Source organism: Candidatus Effluviviaceae Genus I sp., assembly GCA_016867725.1.
GTDB lineage: Bacteria > Joyebacterota > Joyebacteria > Joyebacterales > Joyebacteraceae > VGIX01.
Window position 1 is genome coordinate 1 of sequence record VGIX01000037.1, and the last position, 19,044, is coordinate 19,044.

20 protein-coding genes are annotated in these 19,044 nt (G+C 71.3%); 2 read left to right on the forward strand and 18 right to left on the reverse strand.

Annotated elements, in window-relative coordinates:
* Positions 1 to 49: 49 nt before the first annotated feature.
* The 14 genes from FJY74_07775 to FJY74_07840 form a co-directional block, all read right to left on the reverse strand.
* A complete protein-coding gene (locus tag FJY74_07775; GenBank protein MBM3308207.1) occupies positions 50 to 1,228 on the reverse strand; it encodes a 2-C-methyl-D-erythritol 2,4-cyclodiphosphate synthase in 1,179 nt (392 codons plus the stop codon).
* Position 1,229: 1 nt separating this feature from the next.
* The gene (gene radA, locus FJY74_07780; GenBank protein MBM3308208.1) at positions 1,230 to 2,687 is read right to left on the reverse strand and encodes a DNA repair protein RadA; all 1,458 of its coding nucleotides are present in this window, start codon (positions 2,685 to 2,687) and stop codon (positions 1,230 to 1,232) included.
* Positions 2,688 to 2,731: 44 nt separating this feature from the next.
* On the reverse strand, positions 2,732 to 3,598 hold the full coding sequence (locus FJY74_07785; GenBank protein ID MBM3308209.1) for an MCE family protein: 867 nt from the start codon (positions 3,596 to 3,598) through the stop codon (positions 2,732 to 2,734).
* The gene (locus FJY74_07790) at positions 3,579 to 4,343 is read right to left on the reverse strand and encodes an ATP-binding cassette domain-containing protein (protein ID MBM3308210.1); all 765 of its coding nucleotides are present in this window, start codon (positions 4,341 to 4,343) and stop codon (positions 3,579 to 3,581) included. Before FJY74_07790 ends, FJY74_07785 begins: the two co-directional genes overlap by 20 nt.
* A 59-nt stretch (positions 4,344 to 4,402) precedes the next feature.
* Positions 4,403 to 5,179, reverse strand: coding sequence for an ABC transporter permease (locus FJY74_07795; protein MBM3308211.1), 777 nt, complete (start codon positions 5,177 to 5,179; stop codon positions 4,403 to 4,405).
* A gap of 40 nt (positions 5,180 to 5,219) precedes the next feature.
* The gene (gene dnaB / locus FJY74_07800; protein MBM3308212.1) at positions 5,220 to 6,593 is read right to left on the reverse strand and encodes a replicative DNA helicase; all 1,374 of its coding nucleotides are present in this window, start codon (positions 6,591 to 6,593) and stop codon (positions 5,220 to 5,222) included.
* A 38-nt stretch (positions 6,594 to 6,631) separates the two neighbouring features.
* Positions 6,632 to 6,886 carry a hypothetical protein gene (locus FJY74_07805; GenBank protein MBM3308213.1) on the reverse strand — a complete coding sequence of 85 codons (255 nt, stop codon included), beginning with the start codon at positions 6,884 to 6,886 and terminating at the stop codon, positions 6,632 to 6,634.
* The gene (locus FJY74_07810) at positions 6,883 to 7,443 is read right to left on the reverse strand and encodes a hypothetical protein (protein ID MBM3308214.1); all 561 of its coding nucleotides are present in this window, start codon (positions 7,441 to 7,443) and stop codon (positions 6,883 to 6,885) included. The genes FJY74_07805 and FJY74_07810 overlap by 4 nt, the downstream gene beginning before the upstream one ends.
* Positions 7,440 to 8,021 (reverse strand): uracil-DNA glycosylase, encoded by a 582-nt coding sequence (locus tag FJY74_07815; protein MBM3308215.1) that lies wholly within the window; start codon positions 8,019 to 8,021, stop codon positions 7,440 to 7,442. The genes FJY74_07810 and FJY74_07815 overlap by 4 nt, the downstream gene beginning before the upstream one ends.
* A 312-nt stretch (positions 8,022 to 8,333) precedes the next feature.
* Entirely contained in the window at positions 8,334 to 9,587 is a 1,254-nt protein-coding gene (coaBC, locus tag FJY74_07820) for a bifunctional phosphopantothenoylcysteine decarboxylase/phosphopantothenate--cysteine ligase CoaBC (protein ID MBM3308216.1), read from the reverse strand.
* 2 nt (positions 9,588 to 9,589) lie between these two features.
* A complete protein-coding gene (locus tag FJY74_07825) occupies positions 9,590 to 9,844 on the reverse strand; it encodes a DNA-directed RNA polymerase subunit omega (GenBank protein ID MBM3308217.1) in 255 nt (84 codons plus the stop codon).
* 13 nt (positions 9,845 to 9,857) lie between these two features.
* Positions 9,858 to 10,472, reverse strand: coding sequence for a guanylate kinase (gene gmk, locus FJY74_07830; GenBank protein ID MBM3308218.1), 615 nt, complete (start codon positions 10,470 to 10,472; stop codon positions 9,858 to 9,860).
* A 37-nt stretch (positions 10,473 to 10,509) separates the two neighbouring features.
* Positions 10,510 to 10,770, reverse strand: a complete 261-nt coding sequence (locus tag FJY74_07835) for a DUF370 domain-containing protein (GenBank protein MBM3308219.1) — start codon at positions 10,768 to 10,770, stop codon at positions 10,510 to 10,512.
* 42 nt (positions 10,771 to 10,812) lie between these two features.
* On the reverse strand, positions 10,813 to 11,691 hold the full coding sequence (locus tag FJY74_07840) for a YicC family protein (protein MBM3308220.1): 879 nt from the start codon (positions 11,689 to 11,691) through the stop codon (positions 10,813 to 10,815).
* Between the two features lie 190 nt (positions 11,692 to 11,881).
* Here FJY74_07840 and FJY74_07845 point away from each other — a divergent pair, with 190 nt between their 5' ends.
* A complete protein-coding gene (locus FJY74_07845) occupies positions 11,882 to 13,327 on the forward strand; it encodes a DUF814 domain-containing protein (GenBank protein ID MBM3308221.1) in 1,446 nt (481 codons plus the stop codon).
* A gap of 11 nt (positions 13,328 to 13,338) precedes the next feature.
* Here the strand turns inward: FJY74_07845 and arfB are convergent, their stop codons facing one another.
* The 4 genes from arfB to FJY74_07865 all read right to left on the reverse strand — a co-directional run bounded on the left by arfB (position 13,339) and on the right by FJY74_07865 (position 16,341).
* Positions 13,339 to 13,764, reverse strand: a complete 426-nt coding sequence (gene arfB / locus FJY74_07850) for an aminoacyl-tRNA hydrolase (GenBank protein ID MBM3308222.1) — start codon at positions 13,762 to 13,764, stop codon at positions 13,339 to 13,341.
* A gap of 10 nt (positions 13,765 to 13,774) precedes the next feature.
* Complete coding sequence (locus FJY74_07855; GenBank protein ID MBM3308223.1) at positions 13,775 to 14,581, reverse strand: CPBP family intramembrane metalloprotease; 807 nt, start codon at positions 14,579 to 14,581, stop codon at positions 13,775 to 13,777.
* A 15-nt stretch (positions 14,582 to 14,596) separates the two neighbouring features.
* Positions 14,597 to 15,373, reverse strand: coding sequence for a methyltransferase domain-containing protein (locus tag FJY74_07860; protein MBM3308224.1), 777 nt, complete (start codon positions 15,371 to 15,373; stop codon positions 14,597 to 14,599).
* Positions 15,374 to 15,522: 149 nt separating this feature from the next.
* Positions 15,523 to 16,341 carry a M48 family metallopeptidase gene (locus tag FJY74_07865; protein MBM3308225.1) on the reverse strand — a complete coding sequence of 273 codons (819 nt, stop codon included), beginning with the start codon at positions 16,339 to 16,341 and terminating at the stop codon, positions 15,523 to 15,525.
* A gap of 221 nt (positions 16,342 to 16,562) precedes the next feature.
* On the opposite strand from FJY74_07865, the gene FJY74_07870 reads away from it, so the two are divergent.
* A partial coding sequence (locus FJY74_07870) for a T9SS type A sorting domain-containing protein (protein ID MBM3308226.1) occupies positions 16,563 to 19,044 on the forward strand: 2,482 nt, incomplete at its 3' end.

Consider the following 19,044-nt stretch of genomic DNA (forward strand, 5'->3'; position numbering starts at 1 on the left):
ATTCCTGCGTTCCGGCGAGTTGCCTCACTGGTGGCTGCCGCACATCGGATCACCGCGCGGCTCTCACTCCCCCCACCGCCCTCGCCGACATCGCCTCGCCCGTGCCCTCCGGCCCCATCCCCTCCGTCGTCGTCGCCTTCACGGACACAGCGCCGAGCGGCACTCCGAGCACGCGCGCGAGCTTCTGCCGCATCTGGGGAATGAACGGCGCGAGTCGCGGCTTCTCCGCCACGATGACCACATCCACGAACCGCACGGCGAACCCTCGCGTCCGGACGATCTCGACCACGCGCTCCAGGAGCACAAGGCTCGAGATGCCCCGATACGCCGGGTCACCCGGCGGGAAGTGCTGCCCGATGTCGCCGGCGGCGACCGCGCCCAGGAGCGCATCCATCACCGCATGCGTCGCGACGTCGGCGTCCGAGTGACCTTCAAGTCCCTTCTCGAACGGCACCTCGACGCCGCAGAGCACCAGCCGCCGGCCCGGAACCAGACGATGCAGGTCGTAGCCGATGCCCACGCGAACCGAGGCATCGAGCCCGACCGCAGCGCCGAGTCGCAACCGGGCCGTCTCGAGGTCCGCCCCCGTCGTCACCTTCACATTCCCCGGCTCGCCTTCGACGACGGCGACCCGACCGCCCGCAAGCTCCACCGCCTGCGCGTCGTCGGTCACGACCGCATCGCCGAGCGCCGCGAGCGCGTCCGCGAGCGTCGCGCGCGTGAACCCCTGCGGCGTCTGCACGAGCCCGAGCACCGAACGATCGAGGGTCGCGACGACCGCGCCCGCGTCAACGCGCTTCACGGTGTCGGGCACGGACACCACGGGCACGACCGCGCCGCGCTCGCCGCCGACAACCACGGCCTCGACCACGCGCCGCGCAAGCTCGGCGGACGCGAACGGCCGCGCCGCGTCGTGCACGAGCACGACCTCCATGTCGCCGCGCAGCGCGGCGAGCCCACGCGCGACCGAGTCCTGCCGCCGCGCGCCGCCCGCGACCACGCCCACGGGCACCGTCCCGCACACGCCCGACTCAAGAACGAGCCCGCGGGCCGTCTCGACGGCATCCGCGGGCGCGACCACCACGATCTCATCGGCGACCGGGACCAGGCACTTGAGCGCGTGCACGAACATCGGCTCGACGCCCAGCACCTGGAACTGCTTCGCCGTCCCTCCCCCCGCACGCGTTGAGGCGCCCGCCGCCACCAGTATCGCCCCGACGCGCGCCACGCTACACCTCCTCGGGCCCGGGCCCGGCGGCCCCGGGGCCGCGCCCCGAACCAGCCGCTCCGAAGCCCGCGCCGCCCGCGCGCTTCCCGCGCCGCCTCGCGCCCGCACCGAGCACTTGCTCGATCGCGTCCCCGATGCCCGCGACCTCGACGACCTCGATGCCCTTCGGCCTCTCGCGCGCCGCGACCGCCCCGCGCGGGACGACCGCGCGCGTGTACCCGAGCCGCGCGGCCTCCGCGAGCCGCTTCCCCGCGAGCGTCACGCGCCGGATCTCGCCGCCGAGGCCGATCTCGCCGAACACGGCCGTCCGGTCGTCCACGGGCGCGTCCCAGTAGCTCGACGCGACGGCGAGCGCGATGCCGAGGTCGGCGGCCGGCTCCTCGACGTGCACGCCGCCCGCGACGGACACGAACACATCACGATTCCCGAGAGACAGCCCGCCTCGCCGCTCGAGCACCGCGAGGATCAACGGCAGCCGCCGCCTGTCGATCCCCGTGCTCGACCGCTGCGGCACCGCGTAGTTCGTAAGCCCCGTGAGCGCCTGGATCTCCACCATGAGCGCGCGCGTCCCCTCGATGCACCCGATGACGACCGACCCGGGCCGCGCGTGCCGCCCCTCCGACACGAAGAGCCCCGACGGGTCCGCCACCTCGCGCAGTCCGTCCGAGGTCATCTCGAACACGCCGATCTCGTCGGTCGAGCCGTAGCGGTTCTTCGTCGCGCGCAGGATGCGGTACGCTAGCCGCTTGTCGCCCTCGAAGTAGAGCACCGTGTCCACCATGTGCTCGAGGATGCGCGGGCCCGCGATGGCGCCTTCCTTCGTCACGTGCCCGACGATGAAAACGGGCACGCCCGACTCCTTCGCGAGCCGCAGGAGCCGCGCCGCGCACTCGCGCACCTGCGAGACGCTGCCCGGCGAGCCGGTCACGTCGGGATGGTACGCCGTCTGGATGGAGTCGAGGATGAGGACGCCGGGCGCGCGCGCGGCCGCTTCCTCGATGACGCGCGAGACGTCGGTCTCAGCGAGCACCATGATGTCGCGCGACGCGATGCCGAGCCGGTCGGCGCGCATGCGAAGCTGGCCGGCGGACTCCTCGCCGCTCACGTAGAGGACGGTGGCACCCGCCGCCACGGCCCCACTCATCTGGAGAAGAAGCGTGGACTTCCCGATGCCCGGGTCTCCGCCCACGAGCACGACCGCGCCCGGCACGATGCCGCCGCCGAGCGCGCGGTCCAGTTCCCCGATGCCCGTCGCGAGCCGCTCGGCCGTGCCGGTCCCGATGTCGGGAAGCGGCACAGGCTCCTCGCGCCGCGCGGCCGGCGACGACACGCGCGACTTCGTCGGCGCCGCCGCCTGCTCGACGAGCGTGTTCCACTCGCCGCAGCCCGGGCACTTCCCGAACCACTTCGCAGACTCGTGTCCGCAGTTCTTGCAGAAGAAGACGGTCTTGGTCTTCACGCGATGACCCTTCACAGGGGAATCGAAGGGGGCAAGCCGCCACCTCAGAATATCGAGAACCTCACAAAGCTCTTCGGGTTCCGCTTGATCTCCGCGACGAGCGCGCGCACCTCGGCGACCGCCGCGATGAACTCGTCGTGCGCCGTGCTCTCGTTCACGAGCCGGCCGAGCGAGCCCTGCCCGGACTCGATCCGCGCGACGATGGTGTCGAGCGACGCCGCCACGCGCTCGAGGTCGCCGGAGGCCTTCGCGAACTTCGCCGACGCCTCCTCCATCGCGTCGAGCGTCGAGCCCGCCGCCGGCGTCTTCGCCTCGACGAACGCCCTGAGGTCGCTCGCGAGCACCTTGAGGTCGGCCGCCGCGCCCTTGAGATCGGTCGTCGCGACGCTCGCGTTCCCGAGCGCGTCCTTGATGTTCTGCCGGCCCTCCTGGTCCGAGATGACCTCGTCGGCCGACTTCAGCACCGAGCGGATCTCCGTGAGCGCCTCGCCCATCTCGCTCACGACATCCCCGAGCCCCTTGTCGTACCCGCCGATGATGGTCGAGCCGGGCTCGTAGAACTCCTGCGACTCGCCCGGTCGCACGGCCACCGTCTTCTCGCCGATGAGCCCGTAGCTCGCGACCGAGAACCGCGAGTCCTTCGGCAGCCGGATGTCGCGCCGCACGAGGATGCTCACCCTGACCTTCCCGTCCGGCATGAGCCCGAGGTTCTCGACGTTCCCCGACTCCACCCCCGCCACCGTCACGCGCGCGCCCCGCGTGAGCCCGCCCACCTCGGGGAAGATGACCGTGAGCGGGTACTTCGTGTCGCCGAGCTGGAACCCCGCCAGCCAGAGCACGCCCACGACGAGCACGATCCCCGCCGCGACGATCAGCGCGCCGACCTTGAGTTCATTCCTGTGCTCTGACATCGCCTCGCCTCCCGCGCGCGATGAAGTTGCGCACCGCCTCGTTGTCCGTCGTCCGAAGCTCGCTCGTCGCCCCGACGAACGCGATCCTGCCTTCGTCCATGAGCGCCACGCGCGTCCCGATGAACTCCGCGCTGTGGATGTCGTGCGTGACCGCGACCGAGGTCGTCCTGAGCTTCTGCTGCAGGTCGCGGATGAGCACGTTGATCTGCTCGGCCATCACCGGGTCGAGGCCGGTCGTCGGCTCGTCGTAGAGCACGACGGCCGGGTCGAGCGCGATGGCCCGCGCGAGCGCGGCGCGCTTCTTCATGCCGCCCGAGATCTGCGCGGGCGAGAGGCGCTGCACGCCGGCAAGGCCCACGAGCTCGAGCTTCCGCTCGACGACCGCCTCGAGCTCCGCGCCCTTCATGCCGCGGTGCTCGGCGAGCGGCAGCCCGACGTTCTCCCCCACCGTCATCGAGTCGAAGAGCGCGGCGCCCTGAAACACCATGCCGAAGCGCTTCCGGACCTCGGCGAGCTCCTGCGGCCCCATCCGGCCGATGTCGCGCCCCTCGAAGAGGACCGCGCCGCGGTCGGGCCGAAGGAGCCCGATGATGTGCTTGAGGAGCACGCTCTTCCCGCAGCCCGACGGTCCGAGGACGACGAGCGTCTCGCCTGCGCGCACGCCGAGGTCCACGCCCCGGAGGACGTGGTTGCCCTCGAAGGTCTTGTGCACGCCGCGGATCTCGATGAGAGCGGAGTCGGTCACGAGCGCCTCTGGTGCTCGGGGAACTGGTCGCGGATTGCGACCAGTTCCCTGACTTCACCTCACCTGAAGATGATCCTGAACAGCACCGTCGCGAGCACGTAGTCGCTGATGAGGATGAGCACGCAGGTCGTCACGACCGCGCGCGTCGCGGCCATGCCCACGCCGACCGCGCCGCCGCGCGCGCGCAGGCCCGCCGCCGTCCCCATGAGCGCGATGATGCCGCCGAACACGAACGCCTTGATGAGCCCGCCGTAGACGTCCTGCGCGGCGAAGAACATCTTCATGCCCTCGATGAACGTCTTCGGCGACACGCCGAGCGACACGTTCGCCACGAGGAACCCGCCGCCGATCGCGAGCGCGTCGGCGAACACCGTGAGCGCGGGCAGCATGACGAGCGCGGCGAGGAGCCGCGGCATCGCGAGGTAGCGCACCGGGTCAATCGCCATCGCCTCCATCGCGTCGATCTGCTCGGTCACGCGCATCGTGCCGAGTTCCGCCGCGATGGACGCGCCGACGCGCCCGCCGACGACGAGCGCCGTGAGCACGGGCCCCAGTTCGATGACGACCGACTTGTAGATGGCCGTGCCGAGGTAGAGCTGCGGGATGAACTCCTTAAGCTGGTACGCGGCCTGCACCGCGGTCACGCCGCCCGTGAACACCGCCGTGATGACGACGAGCGGGAGCGACTCGATGCCGGTGCGCCGCATCTGCTCGGCGATGAGCGCGACCGAGCGCGGCGCGAACCGCATGGCGCGGACCGACCGCCAGAACAGGATGCCGGCCGCGCCGGTCTCTCCCACCAGCGTGAGCGCGACGCGCCCGAGGCCGGCCAGCATGCCCGCGGGCACGGCGACGGGATCGATCGTCCGCGCGCCGCTAGAATTCCTCAACGGGTGCCTCGCGCCTCATGGAGAGGTTCTCGAACCGCGTGCACTCCGACCGGAACGCGAGCTTCACGGTGTCGGTCGGGCCGTTCCGCTGCTTCGCGACGATGAGCTCGGCGAGCCCCATGTTCTCCGGGGTCCGCTCGTACATCTCCGCGCGGTACACGAACGCCACGACGTCGGCGTCCTGCTCGATGGCGCCCGACTCGCGGAGGTCCGAGAGGATGGGCCGCCGCTCGCCGCCGCGCGACTCCACCGCACGCGAGAGCTGCGAGAGCGCGATGACGGGGAGATCGAGCTCCTTCGCGAGCGCCTTGAGCGAGCGCGAGATCTCGGAGATCTCCTGCGTGCGGTTCTCGATCTTGCCGAACCCGCGCATGAGCTGGAGGTAGTCCACGATGACGAGACCGACGTTCGACTCGGCCTTGAGCCTGCGCGCCTTCGAGCGCATCTCGAGCACGGTCATCGCGGGCGTGTCGTCAATGAAGATCGGCGCGTCGGACAGAAGCCCGGCCGCGGTTGTCAGGCTCGACCAGTGGCGGTCGGCGAGGTAGCCGGTGCGGAGCTTGTGCGCGTCCACGCGCGCCTCGGAGCAGAGCATCCTCTGCACGAGCTGCTCGCGCCCCATCTCGAGGCTGAAGATGCCGACGGGGATGCCGGCCTTGATGGCCGCGTTCGCGGCAACGTTGAGCGCGAGCGCGGTCTTCCCCATCGAGGGCCGCCCCGCGATGACGACGAGGTCGCTCCGCTGGAACCCGGAGGTGAGGGCGTCGAGGTCGTCGAACCCGGACGGCACGCCGGTCACGTGCTGCTTCTTGTCGTACAGCTCCTGGATGATCTCGAAGCTGTGCTTGAGGATGTCCTTCATCGGCACGAAGCCGCGGCGCACCTTCGCCTGCGCAATCTCGAAGATGCAGTGCTCGGCGCGGTCGAGGATCTCCGAGGCGTCGCCGCTCGCGTCGTACGCCTCCGACACGACCTCGGTCGCGACGTTGATGAGCCGCCGGAGCACCGCTTTCTCGAGCACGATCTTGGCGTGGTAGCGCACGTTCGCCGAGGTCGCGACGCTCCCGATGAGCTCCGAGAGATACGCCGCGCCGCCGCAGTCGTCGAGCTCCTTGCGCTTCTTGAGCTCCTGCGTGAGCGTGACGAGGTCCACGACCTCGTCGCGGGAGAACATGTCCACGACCGCGTTCCAGATGCGCCGGTGCTCGTTCTTGTAGAAGCACTGCTCGTCGAGCATCTCGGTCGCGATGCCGATGGCCGCCTTGTCGAGCAGCATCGCGCCGAGCACGGCGCACTCGGCGTCGCCCGCCTGCGGCGGAACGCGGTCCGCGGCGCCCTGGGGCGCGACGCGCGCCGTCATCGTCTTCCCGTTCGACATGGTGCCTCCGTGCGCGTCGGTCACGCCGCGCGCAGGTGCGCGAGAATCCGCTCCCTTTCCGGGGCCGCGAAGTCGCGGCCGTAGAACGCGAGGAAGATCTCCTCGCGAAGGCGCCGCTCGGACACGTCCGCGCCGAGCCGCTCGCGGATGCCGGCGACGACCAGCGCCCGGGCCGCTTCGAACATGCGCCCGGCCATGGCCGCGCGCTCGGCGGGAGCGAGTGCCATGATCATGCGCCTGTAGCGCGCCGCGACGTCGGGCAGCGTGTCGTTCATGCGCCTCCGATCTTCTCCAGCAGGTCGGCCACGCTGAGGCGCGCGGCCCAGCCGCGCATGTACTGCCGGTCGACCTCCCGGACTGCGTCGGCCACGGCGTGCGCATCCCGGAGCTGAAGATCCGAATCGCCCTCCCGCGACCAGACGAGCTTGGACAGGATGAGGTCCTCGGGGGCAACGACCGCCACGCGTGCGCCGCCGACATTGACGGTCCGCCGGCGCGCGAACTCCGCAACGCGGTATGGATCGTCCTTCCGCACGATGAAGTCGGCCTTGATCATCCACTTCGAGTGGATGATGTTGAACGAGCCCCTGCGCTCCACGGCGGTTCGGATGGCGGCCCGGTCCGCGTAGCAGTCTCCTTGGAACAACGCCGCGATCGTCTCCGCGTCGGCCGGCCTGCACTCGATGACCAGGTCGAGGTCCCGCGTCATCCGGGGGACCGCGTAGAACGCCATCGCCATCGAGCCGGTCATCATGTATGGAATCCCGGCGGAGTCAAGCCTCTGCACGATGAGCTTGAGAAACTCGATCTGCTCGTTGACGGACTCGCTCACGCTCTCTCGTACTCCCTCTTCACGATGAGGAAGTCGTCCCACATCGGCCGCTTGTAGTTCGGGTCGCGCAGCGCCGCCGCGGGATGATACGTCGGGATGACCCGGATGTCGCCATATCGGTAGATCTTCCCGCGCATGCTGCCCATCGAGCCCTTGAGCCCGAGGAGCGTCGTGGTCGCGGGCAGCCCGAGCGCGCAGACGACCCTCGGCTTGATGAGCTCGAGCTGCTTCACGAGGTACGGCGAGCACGCGTCGATCTCGCTCGTGAGCGGCGTCCTGTTGTTCGGCGGACGGCACTTGATGATGTTGCCGATGTACACGTCGTCGCGCGCGATGCCCGCCGCGTCGAGGATCTTGTTGAGCAGTTGCCCCGCGCGGCCGACGAACGGGATGCCCTGCACGTCCTCGTCGTGGCCCGGCGCCTCGCCGATGAACATGAGCCGCGCGTGCGGGTTCCCGACGCCGAAGACGACCTTCGTCCGGGTCCGCGCGAGCTCGCACCTGTCGCATGCCGACGCGAGCCGCTCGACCTCGTCCAGCGCCGCGCACCGCTCGAGCGGCGACGGCTCGGTGAACATGTCGGGCGCTCCCTTCTTCTTGGCGCCGAGGATGGACTCGACGACGACCACCTCGGGCTCGCGCGCGGGAGCGCCCGCCGCGGCCGCGCGCGCTGCCGGCGCGGTCGGCGGAGTCGGCGCCTCCGTCGCCCCGCCGCCCGCCAGGCACGCCAGACCGCTCTTCAGCGCCGCCGCGACGTCGGGCGCGAGGTACAGCTCCTGCTCGCCCTCTGCGGCGAGCTGGGAGAGGTACTGCGCGAGGAGTCCCCTCGCCTCGCGGCCGTCCCGTGCGCTCATCGCCATCCCCGTGCTCTCATCGCCCGTCCCGCCCGCTCATCGCCCGCCCCACCCGAGTTCGGCGATCGCGCGTGAGAGCACGATGTCCGAAAGCTGCAGCTTCGGTAGTTTCGCCACAGGCTCCACGGCGCCCGACCGCCCGACGATCGTCACCACGTTCGTCCCCGTCCCGAACCCGGCGCCCTCTACCGTGGGGTCGTTCGCCACGATGAGGTCGAGCTCCTTCTCGGCGAGCTTGCGCTTCGCGTTCGCCACGAGTTCGTCGGTCTCGAGCGCGAAGCCCACGACGCCGACGCCGGGCCGCTTCGCCTTCGCGACCTCGGACAGGATGTCCTCGGTGCGCTCGAGCTCGAGCGTGAGCTTCGGCGCGGTCTTCTTGATCTTCCCGGCCGACGGCGAGACGGGCCGATAGTCGGCGGGCGCCGCGGCCATGACGACGAGGTCGGTCTCGGGAAGCTCGGCGAGCACCGCGTCGCGCATCTCGCGCGTCGTGCGGACGCGGACGAACCTGAGCCCCGCGGGCGCCGCGAGCGCGGTCGGGCCGGACACGAGCACCACGTCCGCCCCGCGCGCGACCGCCCGCTCCGCGATCGCGTACCCCATCGTGCCGGTCGAGGGGTTCCCGACGTGCCGCACCGGGTCGATGGGCTCCTCGGTCGGCCCGGCCGTCACGAGCACGCGCTTCCCCGCGAGGTCCTGCGGCGGCAGAAGAACGCCGAGCGCGGCGCGCAGGATGTCCTCGGGGTCGGCGAGCCTGCCGCGCCCGACCGCGCCGCTGGCCAGCCGCCCCACCTCCGGCTCCACGACGATGACCCCGCGCCGCCTGAGCGTCTCGAGGTTCTCGGTCACCGCCGCGGACTCCATCATGTTCACGTTCATCGCCGGCGCGACGATGACCGGGCACGCCATCGCGAGAAGCTCGGTGGAAAGGAAGTCGTCGGCGACGCCCGTTGCGAACTTCCCGATGATGTTCGCCGTCGCGGGCGCGACGATGGCCAGGCTCGCCGCCTCGGCGAGGTGCACGTGACGCAACCGCTCCCGGCCCGACACGGCCTCCTCGACCGGTGCGACGCCGGCCTTCCTCTCGGGCCACATGTCGGTGATGACCTCGTTGCCGGAGAGGGTCTCGAACGTGAGCGGCGCGACGAACCGCGTGGCGTTCGCCGTCATCACGACGACGACGTTCGCGCCGAGCGCCGTGAGCCGGCTCACGACGTGCGGGACCTTGAAGGCGGCGATGCTGCCCGTGACGCCGAGCACGACCGTCCTGCCCGCGAGCGGCGCGGCCATGACTACGCCTCCTGCTTCTCCGCGCCGCTCTCCCCGCCCAGCAGGTCCTCGGGGGCCGCGGGCGGAACGGGCGTGTCGTACTCGACCTGACCGTCCGTGATGAGCTTGAGCGCGAGCGACGTGACCTTCGCCGTCGCGTCCGGTCGCTTCTCCGGCTGCGTCGCATGCAGACGGCGCGCGACCTTCGCGGCCAGGATCGCCGCGAAGTACTCGTTCTTCGCGTACTTGAGCAGATCCGACTTCTTGACCTGGTCCAATGCTCCTCCCCTGTCAGCGGGTCCCGCGGGCCGCGACGGGTCCGTTCCACACGAACCGCGAGGCCCGCAACCTCTCGGCCTCGATGATGACGAGCGTCTGCCGCACCGCCTCGTCGAGGCTCTCGTTCTCCACCGCGTAGTCGTATCTCGGCGCCCAGTTCATCTCCTCGCGCGCGTTCCGAAGCCGCGTCTCGATGACCTCCGGCGAGTCGGTCGCGCGCGAGCGGAGCCTCCGCTCGAGCGCTTCCCACGAGGGCGGGAGCACGAAGACGAGCACGCCCTCGGGGTACAGCCGCTTGATGGACATCCCGCCCTGGACGTCGAGGTCCATCACGACGTCCCGGCCCTCCTTCGTGTGCGACTCGATCGCGCTCCGCCGCGTCCCGTACTGGTGCCCGTGCACGAGCGCCCACTCGGCGAGCTCGTCGCGCGCGACGAGCGCGTCGAACTCCGCCGGCGACACGAACTCGTAGTCCACCTTGTTCGCCTCGCCCGGCCGCATCGGTCTCGTCGTGACCGACACGGAGTACGCGACGCCCCCGTCGGCTTCGAGCACCCGCTTGTAGATGGTCGACTTCCCGACCCCCGACGGGCCGGATATGACGATGGGGAAGCCCTGTCGCCTCATGCGTCTCCCCGACGGGCCGCGCGGCCCGCGCGTCAGGCTAGCCCTCGACCGCGCCGTCGCGGCCCTCGAGCCTCTGGGTGATCGTCTCGGCGGCAACCGCGGAGAGGATGACGTGGTCGCTGTCCGTCACGATGACCGCGCGCGTGCGGCGGCCCTGCGTCGCGTCCACGAGCTTGCCGGCGCGCTTCGCGTGGTCCTTGAGGCGCTTGACCGGCGCCGAGCCGGGCGTGACGATCGCGACGACCCTGTGCGAGGCGACCACGTTGCCGAAGCCGATGTTGAGGAGGAAGCTGTTCACGTCCGAACCTCCGACGGCCGGAGCGACGCGCGCCCCGACCCGCTACTCGATGTTCTGCACCTGCTCGCGGAGCTTCTCCACCTCCTCCTTGAGCGCGATGACCGCCGCGCCGACGGCGGAGTCCGAGTTCTTCGAGCCGGTGGTGTTCACCTCACGGTGCATCTCCTGCACGAGGAAGTTGAGGCGCTTGCCGACGGGCTCCCCGGCCGCGAGGCAGCGGCGCACCTGCGACACATGCGACTTGAGGCGCACGACCTCCTCGGTGTAATCGGCGCGCTCCGCCGCCATCGCGATCTCCTGCGCGAGCCGCGCCTCGTCGACGGCCACGCCCTCGCCCATGAGCGTCTTCACGCGCTCGGCGAGCCGCGCCTTCTCGAGCGCGGCCGCCCGCGGCGCCGACTTCTCGAGCGTCTTCGAGAGCCCGTCCACGGCGTCGAGGCGAGCGGCGAGATCGCGCGCAAGCTCCGCGCCTTCGCGCTCGCGCATCGCGACGAGCTCGGCGAGCGCGGCGTCGAGCGCCGGGGAGAAGTCCCGCCAGATGTCGTCCGCGGACGGCGTCTCCTCGATCTGCTCGATGATCTGGGGCTGCGAGGCAACGAGGCCGACGGTGACCTCGCCGGGGAGGGAGAGCTCGGACTGGAGCTTCCTGAGCGACTCGACGAGCCCCCGAGCCGCCGTCAGGTTCACGGCCGTGCACGCCGCGGCCTCCGCGTCGTGCCACTCGGCGTACACGCTGACGCGGCCGCGCGCCATCGCGCGCTCGATGGCCTTCTTGATCCTGTCCTCGATCTGCAGGAGGAGGCGGGGTGACTTGATCTGGATGTCGAGGAACCGCTGATTGACCGAGCGCACCTCAACGCGGATGCGCCGGCTCCCGACGGTCCGCTCGGAGCTTCCGTAGCCGGTCATGCTCCTGAGCACGGGCGACCTCCTTCCGTCTGCCGGGCAATGCGGCGACTATAGCGCGGCCAGCCGCCGGAGTCAACGATGCGGCCGCGTTTCCTCCGATTCTCTGGGGAATTCGTGGCCGCATTGACGGCCGCGTGACCGCGGGGCTATACTGCGCGAGGCCCGGCTGCCGAGGGTCGCGCAGGTCGGGGTCGGAGGGTCCATGGACGCAACAGCGCTCGCGCTCCTCATCGAGGAGATCGCCCCGACGGTCGCCGGGGCGCGCGTCGGCGACGCGTGGACCGACGAGAGCACGGGCGCGCTCGTCCTCGCGCTCGCCGGGACGGGGCGCCGCGCGCTCACGATCTCGGCCGACCCGCCGGGCGTCATCTTCGTCTCCCCCGCCTCGCCCGGCCGCCGCAGCAGCGAGGGCGCGCTCGAGCGGGAGCTGCGCGGGGCGACGATCGTGGAACTCGCGCCCGGGCCGCGTCCATCGTCCGCCCGCGTCGTCTTCTCACGAACGGACGACATCGGCGAGACGGCGACACGCGCGCTCGCCGTCGAACTCGGCAGGCGCCCCGGGCTCTCGCTCGTGGGAGCGGGGGCCGGCGCGGGGGCGGCGCAGGCCGGCGCCGCGACCGCGGGCGAGCCGCCGTCCTCGCACGCCACGCCCGACGCGGCCGGCCCCCCCACCGTCCACTGGCGACGCGACCCTCAGGGCCGCCTCCACGTGAAGCTCTCGGTCGGCCGGCCGACCGCGCCGTGCGACGGCTCGCGCGAGTTCCCTTCGTTCAACGACGCCGCCGCCCACGTCTACGCGGAGTTCGCGCGCCCCATCGCGCTCGAGCGAAGGCGCCGACGGCTCGCCAAGCGCGTCCGCATCGAGCTCGACCGGAAGCTCCGCGCCGTCGAGAAGGTGCAGGCGGAGATCGCGGAGAGCGCGCGGGCGGGCGAGTACCGGCGGCACGGCCAGCTCCTGCTCGCGCGGAAGGACGCGGTGAGGAAGGGCGATCCGGTCGCCCGCGTGCTCGACTACGACAACGCGACCGTCGTGGAGATCCCGCTCAACCCGGCCCTCTCCCCCGCGCAGAACGCCGAGGTCCTGTTCCGCCGCGCGAAGCGCGCCGAGCGCAGGGCCGCCAAGGCGCCCGCGCGTCTGTCGCAGCTCGCGCCGGAGGCCGAGCGCGCCGGCGCGCTCCTCGCCGAGGTCGAGCGCGCGGATGAGGCCGCGCTCGCGTCGATCGAAGCGCGCCTGGCCCCGCCGCCGCGCGAGGCCGCCCCACGCACCGCCGACGGAGAGCGCGCGCGCTTTCGGACCTACACGGTGACCGGCGGGTGGCAGGTGCTCGTCGGGAAGTCGAACCGCGACAACGACGCGCTCACGCACAAGGTCGCGCGCCCCGGCGACCTCTGGTTCCACGCAAGGCAGGCCGCCGGTTCGCACGTCGTGCTCAGAAAGGCGGGAACGGGGAGGGAGCCCGACCGCGCGGCCATCCTCGAGGCCGCGGCGATCGCCGCATACCATAGCAAGGCGGGCAGGTCGGGGCGCGTGGCGGTCTGCTACACCGAAGCGCGGCACGTGCGGAAGCCGCGGGGCGCCGCGCCGGGCCTCGCCGTCGTCTCGCGCGAGAAGGTCGTGATGGTCCGGCCGAGGCTGCCCGAGGAGTAGCCCCCCGCCCCTCAGTCCTCGCCGGCGACCGCCCTGCCCCTCGCCCGCTTCGTCTCCGACCGGGCGCGCTTCGCCCGGATGCGCCGCTCTCGTGACGCCCCGGTCGGCTTCGTGGGCCTCCGCCGCTTCGGCCGCACCGCGGCCCGCGCGACGAGCTCGACCAGGCGCTCGACCGCGTCGCGCCGGTTCCCCTCCTGCGTGCGGTGCCGGCGCGCGTCGATCACGACGACACCGGCGCGCGTGGCGCGCCGCCCCGCGAGCCGCAGAAGCCGCGCGCGCACGTCGTCGGGCAGCGACGGCGAGCGCGCCGCGTCGAACCGGAGCTCGACGGCCGTCGCCACCTTGTTGACGTTCTGGCCGCCCGGCCCGGACGAGCGCACGAACCTCAAGACGATCTCCCGCTCGTCCAGCGCGATGCCGTGTCCCACGCGGATCATGCCCACCTCTCTACGGACCGAGCATGGGCCAGACGACGTGCCAGAACACGTTGGCCCAGAAGTGGACGCCGGCCGCCGCGACGAGCCCGTCGCGCGCGTACCGTTCGCCAGCGGCGATCCCGATGACGCCGTTGATGGCGAAGAGCTCGATGAGCGCGACGGGCGGAATGCCGGAGAGGCTCGTCGTTCCGAGAAGCACCATGACGGTCGGGAGATGCGCGACGCCGAAGACGAGGGCCGCGACGACGTTGCCGATCCAGAGCCCCGTCGTTCGCGCGGGGCCCAGCTCGGACGTCGGGACGTGCCGGCTGCGCGCGATCCTGAGCCACGCGTAGGCGACGAGCCCCATGACCACCATGCGGAAGAGGATCTCCTCGCCGATGCCGGCCGTCGCCGACGCGACGAGGGAGAGCGGGAACTCCGGGTGCGGGAACCCCACCCAGATGCCTCGCCTGAGCGTGAAGAGGTGGTCGAGCAGCGCCGCCGCCGCTCCGACACCGAGGCCGATCCCGGCCGGCCAGAGGAGCCACGCGCGGACCCCGGCCTTGGGCCGGAACACGCCCGGGATCCCCACGCGAACGGAGAGCCAGATGCCGAGGAGCCCCATGAGCCCGTAGAACGCCAGCACGATGGCGGCGTTCCACGCGGCGGCCTGGACATGGGAAACGTCCGCGAGAGGGAGGGGAATCGTGGAACCGTCGGCCGTCCTCAGGAGCGACTCGCGAAGGGGCTCGAGCGCGTACGTGAGAAACGCCAGGAGCGCGAACACCGCGACCAGAGCCGCGAGGGCCACGCTCTGCTTCCGCGACGGCGTCATCGCGCCTCCCGCCGCCTACCCCTCGAGCCGCCTCGCCACGTAGCTGAGCCACCCGCTCCCGGTGTCCACGCCGTCCAGCGGGAGGTTCTCCCCGTCGAGGTTATACACCTCGACCGTCTCGAACCCGTTGGCGCGGAGTTGCGCCACCTGGTCCGGGATGGTCATGTAGTACGTGATGAGCGAGTAGTTGTGGGAACGGTCGTTGACGATGGCGTACTCGCGCTCGTCGCGCTCGAACGCGCTGTTCCTCCGGTGGTTCCTGACGCACCGGTGGAAGCGCACGAGGCGGCGCACCATCATGAAGGGGTCAAACGTGAACCGGAGCGTCGGCTGCAGACGCGCGTCCCTGTGGTCCCTGTTGTGGGACGAGAAGAAGAAGTGGCCTCCCGGCGCCAGCACCCGCCGGATCTCTGCCAGCGCGCGCAGCCGCCCCTCGTGATCGAGGCTGTCGAAGCCGTTGTTCGCGAAGAAGACGACGTCGAACGAGCCGTCTCCGAAGTCCTTCATGTCCCGGGCGTCGCACTGGACGAACGTGACGTCGGGAAGCCAGCGCCTCGCCCGCTCGAGCATCTGCGAGGAGTAGTCGAGCGCGGTGTAGCGTTCCGTCCACCGCGAGAGGAAGACGGCCGTGCGGCCGGCGCCGCAGCCCACGTCGAGGACGCGCTTGCCCGCGATCTCGTCCCGGTACTTGACGAAGATGAGGACCTCCGGGATGTGCAGGTTCGCCTGCACGTAGGTCCCCGTGAGCTCCTTGCGCTCGTAGGTGCCTCTGTTGATCGCGTCGTAGGTCACAAGCTCGCCTCTCTGCGGATGCCCGCCGCCTGCGGGGGCCGCTTCCGGAGTGCCCTTCCGGCATGATAGCCCGAGCAGCCCGTGTGCGTCCAGAAGCCCGTTGCACAGGCCGTGCCAGCCGAGGCGGCCCCGCCCGCGCGCCCTGCTCCTTACGGCTGGGGCCGGTAGTACCCCTGCGCCTCCGGGAGCCAGGATCTGAGGTCCTCGATGCGCGTCGCGTGGGACGGGTGCGTCGAGAGGAACTCCGGGGGCGCTCCCCCGCCCCTCGCCGCCATCCGCTGCCAGAACGGGACGGCGGCCGCCGGGTCGTACCCGGCCTGCGCCATCAGGATGAGTCCGATGCGGTCCGCCTCGGACTCGTGCCTGCGGCTGTAGGGCAGCAGCACGCCCACGTTCGCCCCGACGCCGTACGCGAGCATGAGGAGCTCCTGGGTCTGCTCGGGCTTCTCGCGGACGGCCCGCGAGAGCGCCATGCCGCCGAGCTGCGCCAGGAGGAGCTGGCTCATCCGCTCGCCGCCGTGGTTGGCGATGGCGTGGGCGACCTCGTGTCCGACGACGACGGCCAGCCCGGTGGCGTCCCGGGTGACCGGCAGGATGCCCGTGTACACCGCGATCTTCCCGCCCGGCATGCAGAAGGCGTTGGCGGTCGAGTCGTCCTCGATGAGGGCGAACTCCCACCGGTAGTTCGCGAGCAGATGGCCGAGGCTGTTGGCGCGCATGAACGTCTCGGCCGAGCGAGCGATGTTGGCGCCGACCTCAGCGACCATCCGCGTCTTCGCCTGGTCCGTCGAGATCCTGGCGCCGGCGAGGACCTCGCGATAGCTCTGCTCGCCCAGCGCGACCATCTCGGCCTCAGGCAGCAGAGAGAGCTGGGACCTGCCGGTGATGGGCACGGTCGCGCATCCTCCGGTCGCCGTCGCGAGCGCCGCGAGCCCCAGAAGAAGGGCGCCGCTGAGAACACGGCCCATGGCGGCTCCTCTTGTGACCGGCTGTCCCATGACGCATCCCTCCGTTCGCAGTGCGCGCCCTGTGACCACGACCGGGCGCCGCGCGACTCTACCACAGACGGGGCGGCGCCGCGCCACGCTTGAAGGCGCGCCCGCCGGGTGCTACCATCGGTGGTGCGACGCGGCACGCCTCCCCCCCCGCGCGGAGACGCCGCGCGCTCCTCCAAGGGAAGGGCTCCCCGATGAAGAACATGCCCGCTCTCGTCGGCTCGCTGCTGGTTGCGCTCGTCGCCCTCGCGCCCGCGCTCCGGTCGCACGCGGCGCCGGCCGACGATCAGGCCTTCAGGGACCAGCTCCCCGCGGTGTTCGATCTTCGCGACGTCAACGGCGTGAACTACGTCACCTCCGTCAAGGCCCAGAGCGGCGGGACCTGCTGGACCTTCGGGGCCATGGCGGCCCTGGAGTCCAACCTGCTCATGACCGGCGCCTGGGCGGCGGCCGGCGAGGAGGGCGAGCCCGATCTCGCCGAGTACCACCTCGACTGGTGGAACGGGTTCAACGAGTTCAACAACGACGACATCGTGCCCCCGCACGGCGAGGGCGTCCGCGTGCACGAGGGCGGCGACTACCTCATGACGGCGGCCTACCTCACGCGCGCCGAGGGGGCCGTGCGCGACGTGGACGGCCAGCTGTACTCGCAGCCGCCGCCGCGCACGAGCCCGGGGTTCCATCACTACTACGTCCGTGACATCGAGTGGCTCGAGGCCGGCCCCTCCCTCGAGGGCCTCAACGCCCTCAAGCGGCAGATCATGCGGTACGGGGCCGCGGCGACCTGCCTGTGCGTGGGCACCGCGTACACGCACGGGAGCGTCCACTACCAGCCTCCCTACACGACCGACCCGCCGAACCACGCCGTGGCCATCGTGGGCTGGAACGACGGCTGCGCCACGTCGGCCCCGTATCCGGGGGCGTGGCTGTGCAAGAACAGCTGGGGCACGGGCTGGGGCATGAACGGGTACTTCTGGATCTCCTACTACGACAAGCACGCCGGCCGGCACCCCGAGCTCGGGTTCGTGACCTTCAGGAGCGTCGAGCCCCTCGCCTACGACCGCGTGTACTACCACGACTACCACGGCTGGCGCGACACGCTCGCGGACGTCTCGGAGGTCGTGAACGCGTTCACCGCCGAGCGCGGCGAGCGACTCGCGGCCGTGAGCTTCTTCACCGCCGCCGACAGCGTGGTCGCGACGGTCCGCGTGTACGGCAGCTTCGAGGACGGCGTGCTCGGCGACCTCCTCACCTCGACGGTGGACACCCTCGCGCGGCGGGGCGCCCACACGGTGGACCTGCCCGACACGGTGATGCTGACCGTTGGCCGGCCCTTCTACCTGAACCTCGAGCTCTCGTCCGGCGGCCAGCCGTTCGACCGCACCTCCGACATCTCCATCCTCATGGGGGCGCGCTACCGCACGACGGTGCGGTCCTCCGCGGCGCCCGGTCAGAGCTTCTACAGGTCGAACGCCGGGTGGCGGGACCTCACGGACCTCGACCCCACGGCGAACTTCTGCATCAAGGCCTTCACGCTGCTCGACGGCATCGGCGTCTACCCCGAGGCGCCGTTCCGTCCGCAGGGCTCGCCCGGCGGGCCGCTGGCGCCCGAGGCGGCCACGTACGTCATCGCGCACGAAGGCGGCGCGCGCTTCGACTACGCGGTGACGCTGGACCCGCCCGTGACGTGGGCGGACATCAAGAGCCCCGTCGCGGGGTCGCTCGGGCCCGGCGAGACGGCCGAGGTGAGGGTCGAGATCAACGACCGCGCTGAGCTCCTGGGCGAGGGCCTCCACACGACGACGCTCCGGTTCGTGAACCTCACGAACCACCACGGCGACACCGCGCGGAGCATCGTCGTCTCCGTCGGGACCACGACGCTCCAGCACGCGTGGCACCTCGACACGGACCCGGGGTGGGCGACGCAGGACCGATGGGCGTGGGGCCAGCCGATGGGCGCGGGAGGCCACGCCGGCACGCCGGACCCGACGAGCGGCCACACCGGCCCCAACGTGTACGGATACAACCTCTACGGCGACTACAACAACAACATCGACTTCCGCCACCTCACGACGCACGCGATCGACTGCTCGGGCCTGTACGGCGCGCGGCTCAGGTTCTGGCGCTGGCTGGGCGTCGAGGACCCGTCGTGCGACAAGGTCTCCGTGAGCGCGAGCCGCGACGGCGCGACCTGGGTGACGGTGTGGGAGAACCCCACCGAGATCTGCGACACGAGCTGGGTGTTCATGGACGTCGACCTCCTCGGCATCCCGGACGACTGCGCGACCCTCTACCTCAGGTGGACCGTCGGGCCGACCAACGGGACGAACCGCTACTGCGGCTGGAACATCGACGACATCGAGATCTGGGGCATGGCGCGGGGCCTCGAGCCCGTGGCGCCGGGGCTCGTGCTTCACACCGGGCGGCCCAACCCCTTCGGCGACGTCTCGGTCATCCAGTTCGAGGTTGCCGAGCCGCGTCCGATCGAGCTCGCGGTCTACGACGTGGCCGGGAGACTCGTGCGCGTGCTGCGCAGCGGGCCGCAGGCCGTGGGGCCGGACACGGTGGCGTGGGACGGGCGCGATGCGCGCGGGCGGGACGTTGCCGCGGGGGTCTACTTCGCGAGGCTGGTGCAGGGCGAGCGCAGTCTCGCGTCGAAGCTCGTGCTCATTCGCT

Excerpts from the sequence above, each read along its gene's own strand:
- dnaB (MBM3308212.1), bottom strand. The coding sequence starts at position 6,593 with ATGACGGCGCGCGTCGCGCCCCAGGGCGCCGCGGACCGCGTTCCGCCG.
- coaBC (MBM3308216.1), bottom strand. The coding sequence starts at position 9,587 with ATGGCCGCGCCGCTCGCGGGCAGGACGGTCGTGCTCGGCGTCACGGGC.
- gmk (MBM3308218.1), bottom strand. The coding sequence starts at position 10,472 with ATGAGGCGACAGGGCTTCCCCATCGTCATATCCGGCCCGTCGGGGGTC.
- arfB (MBM3308222.1), bottom strand. The coding sequence starts at position 13,764 with ATGATCCGCGTGGGACACGGCATCGCGCTGGACGAGCGGGAGATCGTC.
- FJY74_07855 (MBM3308223.1), bottom strand. The coding sequence starts at position 14,581 with ATGACGCCGTCGCGGAAGCAGAGCGTGGCCCTCGCGGCTCTGGTCGCG.
- FJY74_07865 (MBM3308225.1), bottom strand. The coding sequence starts at position 16,341 with ATGGGCCGTGTTCTCAGCGGCGCCCTTCTTCTGGGGCTCGCGGCGCTC.
- FJY74_07805 (MBM3308213.1), bottom strand. The coding sequence starts at position 6,886 with ATGAACGACACGCTGCCCGACGTCGCGGCGCGCTACAGGCGCATGATC.
- FJY74_07785 (MBM3308209.1), bottom strand. The coding sequence starts at position 3,598 with ATGTCAGAGCACAGGAATGAACTCAAGGTCGGCGCGCTGATCGTCGCG.
- FJY74_07845 (MBM3308221.1), top strand. The coding sequence starts at position 11,882 with ATGGACGCAACAGCGCTCGCGCTCCTCATCGAGGAGATCGCCCCGACG.
- FJY74_07795 (MBM3308211.1), bottom strand. The coding sequence starts at position 5,179 with ATGCTGGCCGGCCTCGGGCGCGTCGCGCTCACGCTGGTGGGAGAGACC.
- FJY74_07815 (MBM3308215.1), bottom strand. The coding sequence starts at position 8,021 with ATGTTCACCGAGCCGTCGCCGCTCGAGCGGTGCGCGGCGCTGGACGAG.